The following is a 19184-nucleotide window of genomic DNA, read 5'->3' on the forward strand; positions in this document are numbered from 1 at the left end:
CGACGATAGACCTGCCGCCGAAAATCTGCGGTCGCACCTGCCGGGCAAGGTCACGGCTTCGTCATTGACTGCTCCCAGTTTGCGCATATCAAACGTTCAGCTTCAGGCGAGAAGCTATCTTCGCTTGGAAGGAGCACACCATGACTGACAGCACCCAGGACCCGGGCAAGACCCCCGACCAGCCGCAGGACAACGCACCGATCGAGGTCAACTCGTCCGGTGAAGCCGTCGCGGCCCACCCCGACACCACTGCGGTCCCCGCCGCAGACGCCAACACCACGGCCGTGCAGCCCACCGCTTCGCACCCCGCCGACAACCAGGCCACCGAGGTGCTCGGTTCTGCAGACGGCACAGTCGCCGCGCAGGCCGCACCGACGCAGGCCGCCACCACCCCGCTGCCGCCGGCGCCATCCGCCGCCAACCACCAAGCCGCCGATCACCACGCCGCCGCGCACGTCGCTGCGCAGCCCACGCAGGCCTACGGCCAGCCGGCTGCGTACCCCACGGATGCCTTCGGCCGTCCTATTCCGGGCCCGGACGGACGCACTCCGATTTACGCTCCCACCCCCGCTCAGCAGCAGGCCTACGCCAACGCCAACGGTTACGCCCCGCAGCCCACCGTCGGGCCCAAGCCGCCCAAGGACCCCAACCGCCGCAAGGGCAGCGTGGCCCTCATCGCCGCGCTCGCCATCGGCGCCCTCGTCGGCGGCGCATCCGGAGCCGGCGTCACCGCGTTCGTCGTCTCCAGCCAGAGCAACGGCACCCCCGCCAGCCAGGCCGAGGGCCCCAGCACTGTCGTGGTCAACAACACCGACAGCGTCAACGAGATCACCGCCGTCGCCGCGAAGGCGTCGCCCAGCGTGGTCACCATCGAGGTCGCCTCCGGCGATTCCGGCGGAACCGGCTCTGGCGTCATTTTGAGTGAAGACGGCTACGTCCTCACCAACACCCACGTGGTCACCCTCGACGGTGCCGCGTCCGACGCCACCATCCAGGTGAAGGCCAGCGACGGCAAGCTCTACGCCGCCACGCTGATCGGCACCGACCCGGTCTCCGACCTCGCCGTGATCAAGCTCACCGACGCCACCGGCCTCACCCCGATCACCTGGGCAGACTCCAGCGACCTCAACGTCGGCGACACCGCCATCGCCATCGGCGCTCCGCTGGGCCTGTCCGGCACTGTCACCAACGGCATCGTCAGTGCGCTCAACCGCAGCATTACCGTGGCCTCATCCGCCGCGCCGACCACGCCCGATGAAACCACCCCGGATGAGGGCGACGGCAACTACTTCAACTACGACCTGCCCGACAGCGGCGGATCGACGCCGGACACCCAGGCCACGCAGAGCAGCATTTCGCTCTCGGTCATCCAGACGGATGCCGCCATCAACCCCGGCAACTCCGGCGGCGCCCTGCTCAACAGCAAGGGCGAGCTGATCGGCATCAACGTCGCCATCGCGAACGCGGGCGGGAGCTCGTCTTCGACCACCGCCGGCAGCATCGGCGTGGGCTTCTCCATTCCCGCCAACCTGGCCAAGCGCGTCTCCGACGAGATCATCGAGAGCGGCTCCGCCTCACACGGTCTTCTCGGCGCCAGCGTCACCAGCGCCACCAGCACCGACAGCGCCACCGTGGGCGCCCTGATCAGCGAGGTGTCCTCTGGAGGAGCGGCCCAGAAGGCCGGCCTGAAGGCCGGTGACGTGGTCACCAACTTCAACGACGTGCCGATCACCGACGCCACCGACCTCACCGCCCAGGTGCGCACCCTCGCCGCCGGCGACAAGGCAGACCTCACCTACGTGCGCGACGGCAAGTCCGTCACGGTCTCCGTCACGGTCGGCGAGCTCACCAGCTGACCCGCTGTCACTCCTTCCCACTGCGCCGCCGGTTTCGCACCGGCGGCGCAGTGCTGTCTGCGCCCGGACATCCGGTGTTCAGGCAGGCGCGGAGCAGGGCACGGATCGTGGGAAAAGGCTCGGCTGCTAGGCTCAGGCGATTGTCCGAATGAGTGGAAAGATGGCCAGCCCAGTGCAGGAGAGCGCAGACACAGTGCTGACCGGCGTCTCGTACATCATGCCGGTGCTCAACGAGGCCAGCCACGTGCGGGCCGCGGTGCAGAGCCTGCTGGAGCAGGATTACGACGGACCCTTCGAGGTGACCCTGGCCCTCGGCCCGAGCATCGACGGCACCACCGAACTCGTCGAAGAGATGGCGGCGGTGGATCCGCGCATCCGCGTTGTCGCCAACGAGGTGGGGTCTACCCCGGCCGGCCTCAACATCGCCATTCGCGCCTCCACCTACCCGGTCGTGATTCGCGTCGACGCGCACTCGGTGCTCCCGCGCGACTACGCCCGCATCGCCGTCGAGACCCTGCAGCGCACCGGCGCCGACAACGTCGGCGGCATCATGGATGCCCAGGGCACCGCCCCGTTCCAACAGGCCGTCGCCCGCGCTTACGGCACCCGCATCGGCTTGGGCGGCACCCCGCTGCACGTCGGCGGTGCTGAAGGCGAAGCCGAGACCGTCTACCTCGGCTGCTTCCGGCGCGACAGCCTGCTGCGCGTCGGCATGTTCGACGAAGGCATCAAGCGCGGCCAGGACTGGGAACTCAACCGGCGTCTGCGCGAGCACGGCGGCTCGGTCTGGTTCACCCCTCAGCTCAAGGTCATCTACCGGCCCCGGCCCAGCCTGTCCAGGCTGGCCCGCCAGATGCTCTCCACCGGCCTCTGGCGCGGCGAACTCGCCCGCCGATACCCGGCGGCGAACGGCCTGCGCTATTTCGCCCCGCCGGTGATGGTGCTCGGTGTTGTGCTCGGCACCCTGCTCGGCCTGGTCGGCCTGGTGCAGGCACTGCTCGGTGGGCCCGGCTGGCTGCTGCTCGGTTTCGCGGCCCCGCTGGCCTACCTGCTCATCGACGTCGCGGCCGCGCTCACGGTGACCCGGCCAGACGGCATTCGTGTGGCGCTCTGGTTTCTCGTAGTCTTGCCGTGCATTCATTTCTGCTGGGGTGTCGGGTTTCTGCTTGGCTATCTCAAGCTCACCACCAACATCTCGGCACATACGGGAAGACATCAATGACGTCCGGTTTGCCCAACACGGCTCGACCATCTTCAATCGCAGAGCTTCGTGCCGTCGCGCAACCTCCCGAGGTGCGGATGCGCGCCAACGCCGAACACTGGACGGCGTCGCTGTACCTGCGTGACCTGTCCCCGTACCTCACCTGGATGCTGCTGAAGACCCGCGTCTCGGCGAACGGCGTGACCGGGCTGATGATCCTCGTCGGCTGGTCCACGGCCGCCGCGCTGCTGATCCCCGGCATCTGGGGGGCCCTGCTGGCCCTGGTGCTCGGGCAGCTGCAGATGCTCGTCGACTGCTGCGACGGCGAGGTCGCCCGCTGGCGCAGAACGTCGTCGCCGGCCGGGGTGTTCCTCGACAAGGTCGGGCACTACACGACCGAGGCGCTGATCCCCATCGCCCTGGGCATCCGTGCAGCCGCGTACCCGTTCGAGGCGCCCGCCGACTACCTGTTCACCACCCTCGGTCTGGCCCTGGCACTGCTGATCGTGCTCAACAAAGCGCTCAACGACATGGTGCATGTGGCCCGCGCCAACGCCGGCCTCACCAAGCTGGCCGACAACAAGGGCGAGAAGGCCCCGCAGGCCGGCCTGATCGCCACCCTGCGCCGCCTGGCCCGGTTCCTGCCGTTCCACCGCCTGTACCACTCCGTGGAAATGACCATGGTGATCTTCGTCGCCGCGGTCATCGGCCTGGTTGTCGGCCAGCCCGCCACCGACCGGTTCTTCCTCGCCGTGCTCGTGCCGCTGGCGTTCCTCGCCCTCGTCGGCCACTTCCTCACGATCATGGCCTCCAAGCGCGTGCGCTCCTGAGGCCGGGCAGCCCCGTGCCCGCACCGCAGCCAGCCGCCACGCAGCCCTCTGACCCCGCCACCATCGGTGTGGTCGTGCTCACGCAGGGGCGTCGCCCCGACGACCTCGAACGCGGCATCCGCAGCCTGCTCGCCCAGCAGGATGTGCGATTGGACATCGTCTGCGTGGGCAACGGCTGGCAGCCCACCGGCTTGGCTGCCGGAGTCGCCGCGCTCGCGCTGCCCGAGAACCTCGGCATCCCGGCCGGCCGCAACCGTGGCGTCGAGCACGTCACCGGCGAGTACCTGTTCTTCCTCGACGACGACGCCAGCCTGCCCGACCCCCGGTTCCTCAGCGACGCCGTCGCCCGGCTGCGGGCGGATCCCAGCATCGGTCTGCTGCAGCCACAGGTCGTAGACCCGGCCGGCCTCACCGCGCCGCGCCGCTGGATCCCGCGCATCCGCAAGGGCGACGCCGCCCACTCGAGCGCCGTCTTCTCGGTGTGGGAGGGAGCCGTGCTGCTGCCCCGGCGCGTGTTCGATGCCACGGGCGGCTGGGCCGAACCGTTCTTCTACGCCCACGAGGGTATTGAACTGGCCTGGCGAGTCTGGGACCAGGGCCTGCGCACCTGGTACGCCGGCGACCTGGTCGCCAACCACCCGGTGATCCTGCCCACCCGGCATGCCGACTTCTACCGGCTCAACGCCCGCAACCGGGTGTGGATCGCCCGGCGCAACCTGCCCGCGCCGTTGATCCCGCTCTACGTCGGCTCCTGGACGCTCATTCAGGTGCTGCGCGGCGCCCGCAACCGGCCGGCGTTGTCAGCCTGGTTCCGCGGCTGGTGGGAGGGGTGGACCACGGACCCCGGCGAACGCCGCCCGCTGACGGCCCGCACCATCTGGCGGATGACCCGCGCCGGCCGGCCGCCGGTGATTTGAGCCTAACGATTGGCTACCGTTGCACCACTTCGGGGGGGCCGCAGGTCTTAGGTCCCGGCATGGTAGGTAGGGTGGAACAGTGGTAAGCAGCAAAGACATCCGACTCGCAGCAAAGCTGGTCAAGGATGTGCTCGGCTCCCGCAAGGCTCAGCGTGTGCTGACCGAGCGCCTCGCGGCGCGGGGACCGCTGCCCACCCAGCACTTCAAGATCGCCGTGTACTTCGCGGATGGCCCGGTGAACCTCTACCAGATGCGCCAGTGGTACAAGCCGCTCGCGAAGCTGGCCGAGACCTGGCCCGTCGTGGTGCTCAGCCGCACCGCCGGCGGCACGATCAAGCTGCTCGAGGAGAGCCCGATCCCGGTCGCCTATGTGCGCAAGGTCGCCAACCTCGAACGCGTGATCGCGGAGCAGGACATCCGCATCGTGCTGTACGTCAACCAGAACTCCCGCAACTTCCAGATGATGCGCTACGGGCGCCGCTGGCACGTTTTCATCAACCACGGTGAGAGCGACAAGATGTACATGACCACCAACCAGTTCAAGGCCTACGACTACTCGTTCGTGGCCGGCCAGGCCGCTGTCGACCGGCTGGGCAAGGTGCTCTGGGACTACGACTTCGACAAGCGGGCCATCACCATCGGACGCCCGCAGGCCGACCACTACTCCGGCGTGCTGCCGTACACCCCCGACAACCGCACCGTGGTGCTCTACGCACCCACCTGGGAGGGTGACCGCGCCGCCGCGGCCTACGGGTCCATCGCCACGCACGGCGTCTCCCTGGTCACGGCGCTGCTGCAGAGCCCGAGACACCGGGTGGTCTACCGCCCGCACCCGCGCAGCGGCGTCGTCGACCACGAGTACGGCGTGGCCAACAAGCAGATCATCAACGCCATCACCGCGGCGAATGCCCGGGAATCGTCGGCTCAGCACATCGTCGACACCGGCCCGGAGCTGGGCTGGCAGTTGTCGGCCGCCGACGTCGCGATCGTCGACATCTCGGCGATGGTCTACGACAGGCTCGCCTCCGGCAAGCCGCTCATGGTCACCCGACCGCAGAATCCGCTCGCGGCCATCGACCGGAGTGGTTACCTCTCCGACTGTGAGTGGCTCGGCGTCGGCGACACCGCCGGCATCGTCGAGATCCTCGACGAGCTCACTAGCGACGGCACGGCCGAGGAGCGCCTGCGCGGCTGGGTTGAGCAGTACTTCGGCGACCCGACGCCCGGCGCACCCACGGCCCGGTTCCACGCCGCGATCGAGCACCTGATGGGCGAGTGGGACCGCTTCGCGGCGATCCACGCCCAGGACGACGACGGTCTCGCCGAGTTCGTCGACGACGCCAGCGAGATCGAAGAGGTCTAGCCCCTCCACCGCCGCGAGCCGTGAGAAAAGCCCTAAAACTCGAGGGTTTCAGGGGCCCAAGTCACGGCTCGGGGACCTCGGCAGGCTCGCGGCGGCGCAGCGGGCGGGGAATCGCCCGGATCACGCCGTGACCCAGCTGGGTGAGGCGGTTGCCGGGTGCGATGGCACCGTCTTTCAGCGTGATGGTGCGCCCGCGGGGGTCGAGTTCCAGACGGAACTCCGCCGGGGCCTGGCCGAAGGCGAGCCGGGACGACCCGACGACCCGCTTGCCGAGGATATGGTTGCCCATGCCGCCGATGACAGCGCCGATGCCGAACGGCACGGCTTTGCCGATCAGGCTGGCGCCGCCCTTCGCGGCGAACTGCCTGATGAAGGTGCGCTTCAGCTTGTCGGTGAGCGGCCCCATGATGGCGCGCGGCAGGCTGGTGGTCACCAGTTCGCCCCAGTACGCGGTGCGGGCAACGCCGCCGCCGGTCATCTGTCCGGCGAGCTGGCGCACGAGGTCGCTTCCCTCGTGGCCGAGCATCATGGTCATCACGAGTGCGCGTGCGCGTTCGGGATCGTCGACGGTGATGCCGTGCACCTCGCTGACGGACTGCGCGAACAGCGCCGTCGCCTCGAGGAACCCGGCCGTCTCCACACCCGACAGAGCGAGGGTGATGCCGGTGCCGACCCCGGGGATCACGGCGGTCGCGCCGACGGCGGCGCCGCCGCTGGTCACGGCCGCGAGATAGCGCCGTTCCAGGATTCGCACGATCTGCTCCGGCGACGCCTCGGGGTGGCGGTGGCGGATGCTGCGGATGTGAGCAAGTACCGCGGGGCGGTGGATAGCCATGACCCTGTCGAACCCGGTGACAACACCGGCGGGCAGCTGGCCGCCGCGGGGTGTTCCGCCGGTGGGCGAGAGCAACGGTGTGGGCTTCTTAGCCATGATGCAATCCTCCTCGGTGCAGAAGCACGAGTTTACGGGCCGAAACTGAGCATCCTCGAGGTTATTCCCAGCGAGATTTTGTGCGTTGGGCGTGACGAATCACCGTCGGGGGACGTCTCAGGCCGGCTTGATGCCGTATTCAGCGTTGTAGCGGGCGAGCACCTCGTTGATCGGCGCATCCAGCACCAGCTCGCCCTTGTCGAGGTAGAGACCCCTGGCGCAGAACCGGCGCAGGTCGCGCTCATTGTGCGAGACGAAGAACAGGGTGCGGCCGCCGGCGAGCAGCTCCTCGATGCGGCGGTAGCACTTCTCCCGGAATGCCTTGTCGCCCACGGCGAGGACCTCGTCGACGAGGATGATCGGTTCCTCGAGGCGGGAGATGACGGCGAAAGCGATGCGCACCTTCATGCCGCTGGAGAGGTGCTTGTACGGGGTGTCGATGAAGTCGGCGATCTCGGCGAACTCGATGATGTCGTCGAACCGCGAATCGATCTGCTTGCGGGTCATGCCGTGCAGGCCGGCGGTGAGGTACACGTTGTCGCGCACGGTGAGGTCGTCGACGAAGCCGCCGGTGATCTCGATCAGCGGTGCCACGCCCTCGACGACTTCCACGGTTCCCTCGTCGGGCAGGACGACGCCGGTGACGAGTTTGAGCAGGGTGGACTTGCCCTGGCCGTTGCGGCCGACGACGCCGATGGCTTCGCCGCGCTGCACGGTGAACGACACGTTCTGCAATGCCCAGAATTCGCCGGACCGGGTGCGGCGGCGGCGGCCGGCGAAGAGGTCTTTGAAGCTGCGGCGGCTGCGCCTATTACGGCGGAACCGGATGCCGACGTCGGTGAGGGAGATGACGGTGTCGCTCATCAGATCTCCTTCAGAACGGCGCGCTCGGTGCGGGAGAAGACCAGCAGCCCGATGCCGAGGAACGCCACCGACATGGCCGCGCCGACGGCCACGATGAACCAGTCCAGCTCGCCGGGGAAAAACGCCGCGCGGTAGAGGCTGAAGATGCCGCTGAGCGGGTTGAAGGCAGCCCAGAAGTGCAGCTCCTTCGGTAGGTCGCTGGTGGCGTAGATGATCGGCGACGCGTAGAACAGGAAGCGCAGGATCAGCTTGACGGCGCGCTCCAGGTCGCGGAAGAAGACCACCAGGGGAGCGACGATGAGGCCGACACCGGCTGTGAGAACGGCCTGGATCAGGATGGCCAGGGGAAAGAACACGGCGTCCGGATTGATTGTCGCGCCGGAGAACACGGCGAAGAGGATGAGCACCGGAATGGCGGCGATGAACTCGATGCCCTTGGACAGCACGAGTCGGTTCACCCAGATGGTGCGGGGGATGCGCGTGGAGCGGATGAGCTTGGACTCGCGCAGGAAGGCCCGCGTGCAGTCGGAGATCGCGCCGTTGAACCACATCCAGGGCAGCAGCGCCGCGAGCAGGAAGACTATGTAGGGGTCTTCACCGACGGAACGCTTGAACACGACGGTGAACACGAACCAGTAGATGCCGGCCATGACGAGCGGGTCGAGGATCGACCAGAAGTATCCGAGCACCGACGTTGAGTACCGAACCCGCAGGTCGCGCTGGGTCAACAGCCAGAGGGAATGACGGTACCGCGCAAACGGGGTGCGCTGTTCAGGTCGCACCTGAGCGTAACTACTCACGCGCTCTATCGTATGGGAGCGGATCGGGGCACGACGCCAACGGCGACCGGGCCCCGCCCGCGAGAGAGGATCAGACGAAGAGGTTGGCGCGCTCGAGGTCTTCGGCGAAGTCGACCTCGACGGCGTAGAAGTCCGAGATGTCGACGGGCTCGACGAGCATGCGGTTCTTCTCGATTGCGAGCTCGATGCCGCGTTCGAAGTAGTCCTGGTCGTCGACCTTGCTGAGGTGGTGGATGAGCACCGCCTTGTCGGCGGCGGAGACGTAGTTGATGCCAACAGCCTCGCCGAGACCGTTCTTCACGGTCTTCGACAGCTCCTTGATGTAGCCCTCGGCGCTCGTCGTGTACTTGACTTCCTCGTCGGACACCTTGGAGGTGTTGACCGTCACGAACGACTGGTCGCGCTTCATCATCGAAGCGGCGCGGTCGAGAATGGCGGGATCGAAGACGACGTCACCGTTCATCCACAGCACGCCGCCGGTGGCGGAGGCGCGCAGGGCGCGGAGCAGGCTCTTAGACGTGTTGGTCACGTCGTACTGCTCGTTGTAGACGAAGGATGCCTGTGGGAACGCCTCGATGATGTGCTCGAGCTTGTAGCCCACAACGATGGTGACCTTGGTCTTCTTGCCGAAGGCGTGCTCGATGTTGTCGAACTGCTGCTGCATGATGGTGCGGCCGTCGTTGAGTTCGGTGAGCGGTTTGGGCAGCGAGCGGCCGAGACGGCTGCCCATTCCTGCTGCAAGTATTACTACCTGGGTGGTCACGAATATCTCCTAAGAAAGATCTGGGTGGCCCCGCTAAGGCCGGGCGTTATCGCCGAGTTTGCCTGCGGTTCACCCCTAAGTTCACGTATAGACACTCCGTTATGCCACCCTCAGACTAGCTGAATAGCCTGTTCCGGGGGAAGAGACCCCACAATGCGTGTCCGGATCGTGACGATCGAGGGGCTGCGCCGGTTCGCTTCCGATCAGAAAAATAGTCGGCGAATTGTGTGGGAATCCGCCGCCGAACACGGTGTGGACCCAGCGAGGTCAGACGGTCCTTGGTAGGTTAGCGGGGTGACTCCAGTGCCTCCGAACTCCGAGCCTGACGAGCGGACCCCGGTCTTGCCCGTTCCCGATACGGAGCCGGAACGCGAGGGTAGTGCCCCTGAAACGGGCACCCCTGCGGACCGCCCCCATGAGCCTGCAACTCCTTCTGTGGCCGCGCCGACCACCGACGCGAAGCCGCCCCGCAAGACCCCCGTCCGTCGCACGCCGCGCACGACCGCGACGCGCGTGAGCACGACGGATGCGACGTCCGACGCGCCCGCAGAATCTGCCGCTGACGGCGCGACCCCGGTCAAGCCGGCGCGCAGCACGACCCGCGCACCGCGCACCCCAGCCACTCCCCGTGCGACCTCGGGCACCCGCGCTCCGGCCAAGAAGAAGCCGGCCGCGGCCGCGGCATCCGCCCAGCCGGACGCCGCCGTGCTGGCGGAAGGGGCAGACGCCGCCGACCGCACCGAACCGGCGACGGCCGCCGAACGGGTCACGGTGTCGCGCACGCCGGCGGCCCGCAAGACTCCGGCGCGAACGTCAGCCAAGCCGCCCGTGGCCAAGGCCACCCGGTTGCCGGCCACCACGACCTCAACGGCAGACACCGCCGACGCCATCGAGGCTGCCGCGACGAGCGCCGTTGCGGCCCCGACCTCCGCCGTGGGCTCCACGACCGACGCAACCGACTCGGTCGACCAGAACGCGACTTCAGCCGCTTCGACGACCCCGCCGGCCAGTACCGCTCGCTCGACCGCCGGCCGTTCGGCTGCCGCCAAGGCCGCAGCAGCCAAGGCCGCCGCCGCGAAGTCCGAATCCGCCACCAAGGCGGGTGCGGCCCGCGCTGCCGCGACCAAGTCGGCCGCGGCCAAGGCTGCAGCGGCCAGGTCCGCCGCCACCGCCGCAGCACGAGCGGCAACCGCGGCCGCCTCGGCCGCTGCTGCAGCGCGGGCGTCCGCGGCCGAGAACACCGCCGTTGAGAACCCTGCCGCTGACGACACCATCGTTGCGGACGCCGGCACCGACGCCGCGGTCGAGGTGCCCACCCGCACGGAGGACGTCGCCGTCGAGAGCGTGCCCACGGACACGGACACGGACACGGACGCGGTCGCACCGACCGGCAGCGAGCCTGCCGAGAGTGCGCCCGTCGACTCCAGTGAGCCCACTACTGACGCCGGCGACGGGACCACGGTCATGACGCTGCCGGCAGCCGAGGCCGACCAGGTCGAGGTGCCCCCGGTTCCGCAGACCGCCCCCTCCGTTGCCGAGTCCGCCCGGCCGCAGCGTCGGCCGTTCTGGCGCTTCAACCGGCCTGCCGAGAAGCCGGCACCCGCGACCGAACCGGCCACGCTGGTGCAGCCCGCGGTGCCCGTCACAGAAGCACCCGTCACGCCAGAGCCCGCCGCAGAGGTTCCCGTCGCACCTGCGGCTGTCGCTGCTGCGGCTGATGCACCCGCGCTGGTCACCCCGCCGGCTCCGCGCGTGGCGCCCGTCATCCGCAAGCCGATCGCCCCGCGCACCGGCGTATCCACCGGCATCCGAGCGGATGCCCCCGTGGAGATCGCCGTCAGCGGGCTCAACAAGCGCTTCGGCCAGAACGTCGCCGTCGCCGGCGTCAATCTCGAGGTGCGCTCCGGATCGTTCTACGGCATCGTCGGCCCCAACGGGGCAGGCAAGACCACGACCCTGTCGATGATCACCGGTTTGCTCCGGCCCGACTCCGGCACCATCAACGTGCACGGAATCGACGTGTGGGCAGACCCCATCGCCGCCAAACGCGTCATCGGGGTGCTGCCCGACCGGCTGCGCCTCTTCGACAGGCTCACCGGCGCGCAGCTGCTCTACTACTCCGGTGTTCTCCGTGGCCTCGAAAGCGAGACCGTGCGGGCACGCTCCGCCGACCTCGCCGCCGCCTTTGGGCTGGAGAGTGCGCTCAACCGCCTCGTGGCCGACTACTCGGCCGGCATGACCAAGAAGATCGCGCTCGCCTGCGCCATGATCCACTCGCCCCGGGTGCTGGTGCTCGACGAACCGTTCGAGTCCGTCGACCCGGTGTCGGCGGTGAACGTCACCGAGATCCTGCAGCGCTACGTCGCCAGCGGGGGAACCGTGATTCTCTCCAGCCACGGTATGGACCTCATCCAGCGGGTCTGCGACCACGTGGCGATCATCGTGCAGGGCTCGGTCCTGGCGTCCGGAACCATCGACGAGGTGCGCGGCAACGCGTCGCTCGAAGAACGTTTCGTCGACCTGGCCGGCGGACGCAAGGTTGCGGAGGGCCTGGAGTGGTTGCACAATTTCTCGGACTGAAGCTGAGGCTCCTCGCCAATCTCTTCCGGCGTAGCCCCTGGCAGGTTGTGGGAGTGGTGCTCGGGCTTGTCTACGGACTGCTCGTGGCCGCTGCGCTCGTGGCGATGCTCATCGCCTTCCGTTTCGTCGACGACATCGGCACCATCCGTGACGGCCTCATCGTGGTCGGCTCGCTGGTGGTGCTCGGCTTCTTCCTCGTGCCGCTGATCTTCGGCGTCGACGACAGCATGGACCCGCGCAAGTTCTCCACCATGGGCATCCCCAACAAACAGTTGGCGTTCGGCCTCGCCGTCACCTCGCTCGTCGGGGTGCCTGCCACCACGCTGGCGCTCGTGCTCGTGGGAACCATCGTGACCTGGTCCCGCGGCCCGGGGGAGACCCTGCTGGCGATCCTCGCGGCGGCGCTGCTGCTGGCCACCTGCATGCTGGCGTCCAGGGTGAGCACCTCCATCGCGGCGTTCCTGCTCTCCACCAGGCGGGCCCGCGAGTTCACCGGCATCGTCGGCATCCTGCTCATCGTCATGATCACGCCAGTGGTCGTGCTGCTGCTCAACGTGGACTGGAGCCACTACGGCCTCGACCTGCTCGGCGGGTTCGCGGCCATCCTCGGCTGGACGCCGCTCGGCGCGGCGTGGGCCGTGCCCGGCGATGCGGCCGCGGGGGACTGGGGCACCTCTCTCCTGCGCCTGGTCATCGCCTCAGCGACTGTGTACCTGCTGTGGCTGGCCTGGCAGGGACTCGTGGCACGGATGCTCGTCACGCCCGGCCGCGAAGCGCAGGCCCGCGCCTACGGCGGCCTGGGCTGGTTCGACCGGATGCCGCATAACCCGATCGGCGCCATCGCCGCTCGCAGCATCACCTACTGGGGTCGCGACCCGCGTTACTGGGTCTCCCTGGTCATGATCCCGATCGTGCCGGTGCTGGTGATCCTGCCGCTCGCGGTGGCCGGGGTCCCCTTCGAATACCTGGCCCTGGTGCCGGTTCCCCTCATGTGCGTGTTCCTCGGCTGGACGTTGCACAATGACGTCGCCTACGACCACACCGCCATCTGGTTGCACGTGGTGTCCGGTCCGCGCGGCGTGGCCGACCGGGTCGGCCGGCTCGTTCCGGCCCTGTTCGTGGGTATCCCGCTGATCGGTCTCGGCTCGGCCATCAGCGTCGGCGTGTACGGCGACTGGGCGGTGCTGCCCGGGTTGTTGGGCGTGAGCACCTGCATCCTGCTCGCCGGACTGGGCTTCTCGAGTTTCACGTCGGCACGGTTCCCGTACCCGGCCACGAAGCCCGGCGACAGCCCGTTCGCCCAGCCGCAGTCCTCGGACACCGCGGCGGCGGTCATCCAGTCGTTCACCTTCGTGGGCTCGATCGTCGTGGCCCTGCCGGCCATCGTCTGCGCCGTGCTGGGAATCTTCGTCGACCCGATCTGGAACCTGCCGGCCCTGTACTGGGGGCTGGGCATCGGACTGCTGATGCTCATCGGCGGGGTGTGGCTGGGTTCGCGGACCTTCGAACGCCGTGGCCCGGAGATGCTCTCCTCCGCATTGCGCGCGTAGCTGCATACACTTGAAGACATGACACACGACACTCGCGCGAGCATCGCAGACCCCGGCCAGGGCCCAGGAACCGGTGGCGGAACATCCACCCTCGACCGCGAACTCGAAGAACTCCTCAACCAGGAGCAGATCGAGCCCGGCGACCACGAACGCTTCTCCCACTACGTGCCGAAGGACAAGATCCTCGAGTCCGCGCTGTCCGGCAAGCCGGTCAAGGCGCTGTGCGGCAAGAAGTGGTTGCCGGGACGCGACCCGGAGAAGTTCCCGGTCTGCCCGACCTGCAAGGCCATCTACGAAAAGATGAAGCAGGACTAGAGCGCACCCGCTCGCGCTCCGGGCGTCCGCGCACTTCGTTGCGCGGGTTACGCGCCGTTGCGCGGGTGGCGCGCCACCCGCGAACCGGCGCCTTGCCCGCGTATCGCCGCAACCCCGTCACACGCGGCCGATGGCGTGAACGTTAGCGGTAGACCGTGGGGATGACGGCGTCGCCGCGGCCGAGCCGGAACGCGTCGATCGGCAGTTCGCGCATCGCCGCGGCATTGTGTTCGCGGGCGAGGCGCGTGCCGGCGGCGCCGAGATAGCGGTCGTCGACAACGCCGTCCACCATCAGCGGCACCAGCAGCGACCGTTCCACGGTGCCGTCTTCCGCCGGGGAACCGTCGGCCGCAGTGGCGGCCGGTGTTCCGGCATCCACCAGCACGACCTCTTCGCGGGCGGTGCCGGTGGCGTCGAGGCGCCGCACCGCATTCTTGCGACCGCCGACGGATGCCTTCGACGCCGACGTCTTCGCCACAGACACCCATTCGTCTGCGGCGTTCTTGTGCGCCACGAGCTTGTAGACCATGCCGGCCGCCGGGGCGCCTGAGCCGGTGACGAGGGAGGTGCCCACGCCGAACGCGTCCACCGGCGAGGCCGACAGCGCGGCGATGGAGAACTCGTCGAGGTCGCTGGTGACGGTGATGCCGGTGTTCACGGCGCCGAGGGAGTCGAGTTGGGCGCGGGCCGCCGCCGCCACGGTGGGCAGATCACCGGAGTCGATGCGGATCGACCCGAGCCCGGGGCCGGCGACCTGCACGGCCAGCTCGATGCCGCGCTCGATGTTGTACGTGTCCACAAGCAGGGTGGTCGAGGCGCCGAACGCGTCGACCTGGGCGCGGAAGGCGTCCTCCTCGCTGTCGTGCAACAGCGTGAAGGAGTGCGCGGCGGTGCCCATGGTGGGGATGCCCCAGCTGCGGCCGGCTTCGAGGTTGCTGGTTGAGGCGAAGCCGGCGATGTACGCGGCGCGGGCGGCGGCCACGGCGGAGTATTCGCCGGTGCGGCGAGACCCCATCTCGGCCAGCGGCCGGCCCAGGCTCACCGACACCATGCGGGCGGCGGCGCTGGCCACGGCGCTGTCGTAGTTGAGCACACTGAGAATGAGGGTTTCGAGCACGACGCACTCGGCGAAGGTGCCGTCGACCTGAATGAGCGGGGAGCCGGGGAAGTAGGCGTCGCCCTCCCGGTAGCCCCAGATGTTGCCGTTGAAGGAGTAGTCCGCGAGCCAGTCGAGGGTGGGCGGGCGCACCACGTTGTTGTCCCGCAGCCAGTCGAGTTCGGCGTCGCCGAAGCGGAAGTCGCGAATCAGGTCGAGCAGGCGGCCGGTTCCGGCGACGATCCCGTAGCGCCGGCCCGCGGGCAGCCGCCGGGCGAAGGCCTCGAACATGCACTCGCGGTTCGCGGTGCCGCTCTGGATCGCGGCATCCACCATGGTGAGTTCATAGCGGTCGGTTCGTAGTGCAGAAGACTCGGTCACGCGAGAAGCCTAGCCGCCCCGGCACCGCCGGGGCTGGCCGCCCGCTGCACACCTGTCCGTTGCCGACGCAGTGCTTACAGCGCGCCGAAGGCGACGATGCAGTTCTGGCCGCCGAAGCCGAAGGCGTTCACCAGAGCGTGCTTGATGGGCTGGATGCGCGCGGTGAGCGGCGTGTAGTCCAGGGTGCACTCCGGGTCGGGGGTGCGCAGGTTGATCGTCGGCGGCACGATGCCGTTCTTGATCGACAGCGCGCCGACCAGGGCGGAGAGCGCGCCGGCGGCGCCGATCATGTGGCCGGTCATCGACTTGGGCGCGGTGATCGAGATCTTGTCGGCGAAGTGACGCAGCGACTGGCGGATGGCGAGGGTCTCGGCCTTGTCGTTCGCCTGGGTGGAGGTGCCGTGGGCCACGATCATGTCGATGTCGGCCGGGTTGAGCTTGCTCTTGTCCAGGGCCCGGGTGATGGCCTGGCTGGCGTACTGACCGGTCGGGTCGGGGGCCACAATGCTGAAACCGTCGCTGGTGAGGGCGCCGCCGAGGACCTCGGCGTATACCCGCGCTCCGCGGGCACGGGCGTGCGAGAGCAGCTCCATGACGAAAACTACGGCGCCCTCGCCGAAGACGAGCCCGTTGCGGTTCGCGTCGAACGGGCGGCTGGCCTCGGTGGGCTCCTCGTTGTGGGTGGACGCGGCGTGCATGGCGTTCAGCCCGGCGAACATGACCGGGGTGATTGCCGCTTCGACGCCGCCGGCGATGACCACGTCGGCGTCTCCCATCACGAGCATGGTGCGGGCTTCGAGCAGGGCGTAGGCGCCGCTCGCGCAGGCCAGGGCGCTGGCATTGACCGGGCCGTGCACACCCAGGTCGATGGCGATCTCGCAGGCGGCCATGTTCATCAGCGACTGCGGAACGAAGCGGGGGGAGATTCGGCGGGCGCTGCCGGCATTGACGTGCTCGGTGGCATCCTGGATCTCGGCGTAACCGGACACGGCGCTGTTCACGATGACGGCGGTGTGGATGCCCTCCATCGACGTACCGAACCCGGCGTCGGCGACGGCCTCACGTGCGGCGGCGATGGACATCTGCGAGGCCCGGGAGGCGCGTTTGACCTGCTTGATCGACATCCGGGTGGCCGGGTCGAAGTCTTTGACCTCGCCGGCGATCTGGGTGGGCAGGTCGGTGGCGTCGAACTGGGTGATGCGGGCGACGCCGCTGCGACCGTTGGTCAGGCCGTCCCAGGTTTCGCTCCACGAGTTGCCGAGCGGCGTGAGGGCTCCCAGTCCGGTGATTACGACTCGATCATTCATGACGATCATCTCCTCAGACGGCGCGAGGGACGTCTCCGGTGCGGGCTCTGTCTGGTTGACCTGGCCCACATGCCGAGTGTAGTTACGGGTATATACGTCTCCACGTACGTTGGAGCGTTCTGGGCATATAGCGGTGTCACGCCGGGGCCGATGCCGGACCCGGCTAGGCTTGGTGGTCGTGACGGATGCACCGATTGGGATTTTCGACTCCGGCGTGGGCGGACTGACCGTCGCCCGGGCTATCAAGGACCAACTGCCCAACGAGTCGATCCTCTACATCGGCGATACGGCCCATTCGCCGTACGGGCCGAAGAAGATCGCCGATGTGCGCGAGTACGCGCTCGAGGTTCTCGACGACCTGGTGGCCCAGGATGTGAAGTTGCTGGTAATCGCCTGCAACACCGCATCGGCCGCCGTGTTGCGCGATGCCCGGGAGCGTTACAGCGTTCCCGTGATCGAGGTGATCCAACCAGCCGTGCGCCGTGCCGTGGGCACCACGCGTAATAAACGGGTCGGCGTCATCGGCACGGCGGGAACCGTGAACTCCCGGGCCTACAACGATGCCTTCGCCGCCGCGACCGACATCCAACTGTTCTCCCAGGCCTGCCCGCGCTTCGTGGAATTCGTCGAATCCGGTGTCACCACGGGCGACGAGGTGCTGCGGGTCGCCGAGGAATATCTCGCCCCGCTCAAGGCCGCCGACGTGGACACGCTCGTGCTCGGCTGCACCCACTACCCGTTCCTGCGCGGCGTGATCTCCTATGTCATGGGCGACTCCGTGACGCTGGTGTCCAGCCACACCGAGACCGCGAACGACGTCTACCGGACCCTGGTGGGGCAGGGCCTCGAACGCGTCGAGATCGCACCGCCCACCTACCGTTACGAGGCCACCGGCGACAGCGCCGACGACTTCCTCCGCCTGGCGCATCGCCTGCTCGGCCCGGAGATCTCCAGGGTCGACCTGGTCGCCACGGGCACCATCAGTCTCAGCGAGGTGGCCAGACTGGCCGCGTCGTCCACCACACCGCGTTTTTTCAAGGAGAACCCGTGACCGACATCCTGCGCGCCGATGGCCGCACCAACGACCAGCTGCGCCCCGTCACCATCGAACGTGGCTGGAGCGACCAGGCCGAAGGCTCCGCACTGATCTCCTTCGGGCGCACCAAGGTGCTCGCGACGGCGTCGTTCACCAACGGTGTGCCGCGCTGGATGGCCGGCAAGGGCAAGGGCTGGGTCACCGCCGAGTATTCGATGCTGCCCCGCTCGACCAACTCCCGGATGGACCGCGAATCGGTCAAGGGCCGCATCGGTGGCCGCACCCACGAGATCAGCCGACTGATCGGCCGGAGCCTCCGCGCCGTCGTCGACATGAAGGCGCTCGGCGAGAACACCATCGTCATCGACTGCGACGTGCTGCAGGCGGATGGTGGCACGCGCACCGCCGCGATCACCGGCGCGTATGTGGCCCTGGCCGACGCCCTCGAGTGGGGCCGCGAGAAGAAGTTCATCGCCCAGAAGGCCCAGCCGCTCACCGACAGCGTCGCCGCCGTCTCCGTGGGCATCATCGCCGGGGTGCCGATGCTCGACCTGGCCTACACCGAAGACTCGCGCGCCGAGACCGACATGAACGTTGTCGTCACCGGCCGCGGCAAGTTCATCGAGGTTCAGGGCACGGCCGAGGGCGCCCCCTTCGACCGCACCGAGCTCAACTCCCTGCTCGACCTCGCTCTCGCCGGTGCGATCACCCTCACCGACCTGCAGAAGACCACCCTGGGTCGCTGACATGCGCGTCGTTCTCGCCACCCACAACGCCCACAAGGTCGAGGAGCTGCGCCGGATCCTCGCGCCCATGCTGCCCGACCTCGACGTGCTGGCCTACGACGGCCCGGAGCCGATTGAGAACGGCGCGACCTTCACCGAGAACGCGCTGATCAAAGCGCGCGCCGCAGCCGCGCACACCGGACTGCCGGCCATCGCCGACGACTCCGGCATCTGCGTGGACGTGCTGGGCGGCGCCCCAGGCATCTTCTCCGCCCGCTGGGGCGGCCCGGCCAGGGACTCCGAGGAGAACCTGCGACTGCTGCTCTGGCAGATCAGCGACATGAGCGACGAACACCGCGCCGGCCACTTCACCTGCGTGGCCGCGCTGGCCCTGCCGAACGGTGTGGAACGGGCCGTCACGGGGGAGTGGCCGGGGCGCATCCTGCGCGAGGCCGCCGGCGGCGGCGGCTTCGGGTACGACCCGATCTTCCAGCCGGACGGACACGACGTGTCGGCCGCCGAGTTGCCCGCCGACGTGAAGAACGCCGAGAGCCACCGTGCGATCGCGTTCGCGGCGCTCGGCCCGGTTCTCACCGAGCTTTTGGCCGGCTGACCAGGCTGTGCCGTCCGTGAGGTTAGGTCAACCTCAGTTGCTGAGAACGGCACTCA

General features: G+C 68.5%; 17 protein-coding genes. 11 read left to right on the forward strand and 6 right to left on the reverse strand.

From position 1 onward, the window contains the following. Positions 1–140: 140 nt before the first annotated feature. The 5 genes from BJQ94_RS05135 to BJQ94_RS05155 all read left to right on the forward strand — a co-directional run bounded on the left by BJQ94_RS05135 (position 141) and on the right by BJQ94_RS05155 (position 6167). On the forward strand, positions 141–1856 hold the full coding sequence (locus BJQ94_RS05135; RefSeq protein ID WP_265399565.1) for a trypsin-like peptidase domain-containing protein: 1716 nt from the start codon (positions 141–143) through the stop codon (positions 1854–1856). Between the two features lie 160 nt (positions 1857–2016). After that, positions 2017–3078: a glycosyltransferase family 2 protein gene (locus BJQ94_RS05140; protein WP_265399566.1), complete on the forward strand. Its 1062-nt coding sequence runs from the start codon at positions 2017–2019 to the stop codon at positions 3076–3078. Then, positions 3075–3887: a CDP-alcohol phosphatidyltransferase family protein gene (locus tag BJQ94_RS05145; RefSeq protein WP_265399567.1), complete on the forward strand. Its 813-nt coding sequence runs from the start codon at positions 3075–3077 to the stop codon at positions 3885–3887. The genes BJQ94_RS05140 and BJQ94_RS05145 overlap by 4 nt, the downstream gene beginning before the upstream one ends. A 14-nt stretch (positions 3888–3901) precedes the next feature. Further along, on the forward strand, positions 3902–4804 hold the full coding sequence (locus BJQ94_RS05150; protein ID WP_265399568.1) for a glycosyltransferase: 903 nt from the start codon (positions 3902–3904) through the stop codon (positions 4802–4804). A gap of 79 nt (positions 4805–4883) precedes the next feature. Then, positions 4884–6167, forward strand: coding sequence for a hypothetical protein (locus tag BJQ94_RS05155; protein ID WP_265399569.1), 1284 nt, complete (start codon positions 4884–4886; stop codon positions 6165–6167). Positions 6168–6228: 61 nt separating this feature from the next. Here BJQ94_RS05155 and BJQ94_RS05160 read toward each other — a convergent pair whose 3' ends face one another. The 4 genes from BJQ94_RS05160 to BJQ94_RS05175 all read right to left on the reverse strand — a co-directional run bounded on the left by BJQ94_RS05160 (position 6229) and on the right by BJQ94_RS05175 (position 9525). Next, positions 6229–7098, reverse strand: a complete 870-nt coding sequence (locus tag BJQ94_RS05160; RefSeq protein WP_265399570.1) for a hypothetical protein — start codon at positions 7096–7098, stop codon at positions 6229–6231. Between the two features lie 117 nt (positions 7099–7215). Continuing rightward, positions 7216–7962, reverse strand: coding sequence for an ABC transporter ATP-binding protein (locus BJQ94_RS05165; protein ID WP_265399571.1), 747 nt, complete (start codon positions 7960–7962; stop codon positions 7216–7218). Continuing rightward, positions 7962–8762, reverse strand: coding sequence for an ABC transporter permease (locus BJQ94_RS05170; protein ID WP_265399572.1), 801 nt, complete (start codon positions 8760–8762; stop codon positions 7962–7964). The genes BJQ94_RS05165 and BJQ94_RS05170 overlap by 1 nt, the downstream gene beginning before the upstream one ends. Positions 8763–8832: 70 nt before the next feature. Continuing rightward, positions 8833–9525, reverse strand: a complete 693-nt coding sequence (locus BJQ94_RS05175; protein ID WP_265399573.1) for a phosphocholine cytidylyltransferase family protein — start codon at positions 9523–9525, stop codon at positions 8833–8835. 435 nt (positions 9526–9960) lie between these two features. On the opposite strand from BJQ94_RS05175, the gene BJQ94_RS19390 reads away from it, so the two are divergent. The 3 genes from BJQ94_RS19390 to BJQ94_RS05190 are packed head-to-tail and all read left to right on the forward strand — an operon-like array spanning position 9961 to position 13970. Further along, positions 9961–12105: an ATP-binding cassette domain-containing protein gene (locus BJQ94_RS19390; protein WP_345893477.1), complete on the forward strand. Its 2145-nt coding sequence runs from the start codon at positions 9961–9963 to the stop codon at positions 12103–12105. A 53-nt stretch (positions 12106–12158) separates the two neighbouring features. Beyond that, complete coding sequence (locus BJQ94_RS05185) at positions 12159–13655, forward strand: hypothetical protein (RefSeq protein WP_275875562.1); 1497 nt, start codon at positions 12159–12161, stop codon at positions 13653–13655. 18 nt (positions 13656–13673) lie between these two features. Continuing rightward, positions 13674–13970, forward strand: coding sequence for a DUF3039 domain-containing protein (locus BJQ94_RS05190; RefSeq protein WP_265399575.1), 297 nt, complete (start codon positions 13674–13676; stop codon positions 13968–13970). Between the two features lie 142 nt (positions 13971–14112). Here the strand turns inward: BJQ94_RS05190 and BJQ94_RS05195 are convergent, their stop codons facing one another. After that, a complete protein-coding gene (locus BJQ94_RS05195; RefSeq protein WP_265399576.1) occupies positions 14113–15447 on the reverse strand; it encodes a nicotinate phosphoribosyltransferase in 1335 nt (444 codons plus the stop codon). A gap of 74 nt (positions 15448–15521) precedes the next feature. Continuing rightward, entirely contained in the window at positions 15522–16754 is a 1233-nt protein-coding gene (locus tag BJQ94_RS05200; RefSeq protein WP_265399577.1) for a beta-ketoacyl-[acyl-carrier-protein] synthase family protein, read from the reverse strand. A 178-nt stretch (positions 16755–16932) separates the two neighbouring features. Here BJQ94_RS05200 and murI point away from each other — a divergent pair, with 178 nt between their 5' ends. The 3 genes from murI to rdgB are packed head-to-tail and all read left to right on the forward strand — an operon-like array spanning position 16933 to position 19128. After that, positions 16933–17805: a glutamate racemase gene (gene murI / locus BJQ94_RS05205; protein ID WP_265399578.1), complete on the forward strand. Its 873-nt coding sequence runs from the start codon at positions 16933–16935 to the stop codon at positions 17803–17805. After that, the gene (rph, locus tag BJQ94_RS05210; protein ID WP_110126075.1) at positions 17802–18536 is read left to right on the forward strand and encodes a ribonuclease PH; all 735 of its coding nucleotides are present in this window, start codon (positions 17802–17804) and stop codon (positions 18534–18536) included. The genes murI and rph overlap by 4 nt, the downstream gene beginning before the upstream one ends. A 1-nt stretch (position 18537) precedes the next feature. Next, complete coding sequence (gene rdgB / locus BJQ94_RS05215) at positions 18538–19128, forward strand: RdgB/HAM1 family non-canonical purine NTP pyrophosphatase (RefSeq protein ID WP_265399579.1); 591 nt, start codon at positions 18538–18540, stop codon at positions 19126–19128. Positions 19129–19184 lie beyond the last annotated feature (56 nt).

It is taken from the genome of Cryobacterium sp. SO2 (genome assembly GCF_026151165.2).
Lineage (GTDB): Bacteria > Actinomycetota > Actinomycetes > Actinomycetales > Microbacteriaceae > Cryobacterium.

Coding starts and splice junctions, on each gene's coding strand:
- BJQ94_RS05135 (WP_265399565.1), top strand. CDS start 141: ATGACTGACAGCACCCAGGACCCGGGCAAGACCCCCGACCAGCCGCAG.
- BJQ94_RS05140 (WP_265399566.1), top strand. CDS start 2,017: ATGGCCAGCCCAGTGCAGGAGAGCGCAGACACAGTGCTGACCGGCGTC.
- BJQ94_RS05145 (WP_265399567.1), top strand. CDS start 3,075: ATGACGTCCGGTTTGCCCAACACGGCTCGACCATCTTCAATCGCAGAG.
- BJQ94_RS05160 (WP_265399570.1), bottom strand. CDS start 7,098: ATGGCTAAGAAGCCCACACCGTTGCTCTCGCCCACCGGCGGAACACCC.
- BJQ94_RS05165 (WP_265399571.1), bottom strand. CDS start 7,962: ATGAGCGACACCGTCATCTCCCTCACCGACGTCGGCATCCGGTTCCGC.
- BJQ94_RS05190 (WP_265399575.1), top strand. CDS start 13,674: ATGACACACGACACTCGCGCGAGCATCGCAGACCCCGGCCAGGGCCCA.
- BJQ94_RS05200 (WP_265399577.1), bottom strand. CDS start 16,754: ATGAATGATCGAGTCGTAATCACCGGACTGGGAGCCCTCACGCCGCTC.
- rdgB (WP_265399579.1), top strand. CDS start 18,538: ATGCGCGTCGTTCTCGCCACCCACAACGCCCACAAGGTCGAGGAGCTG.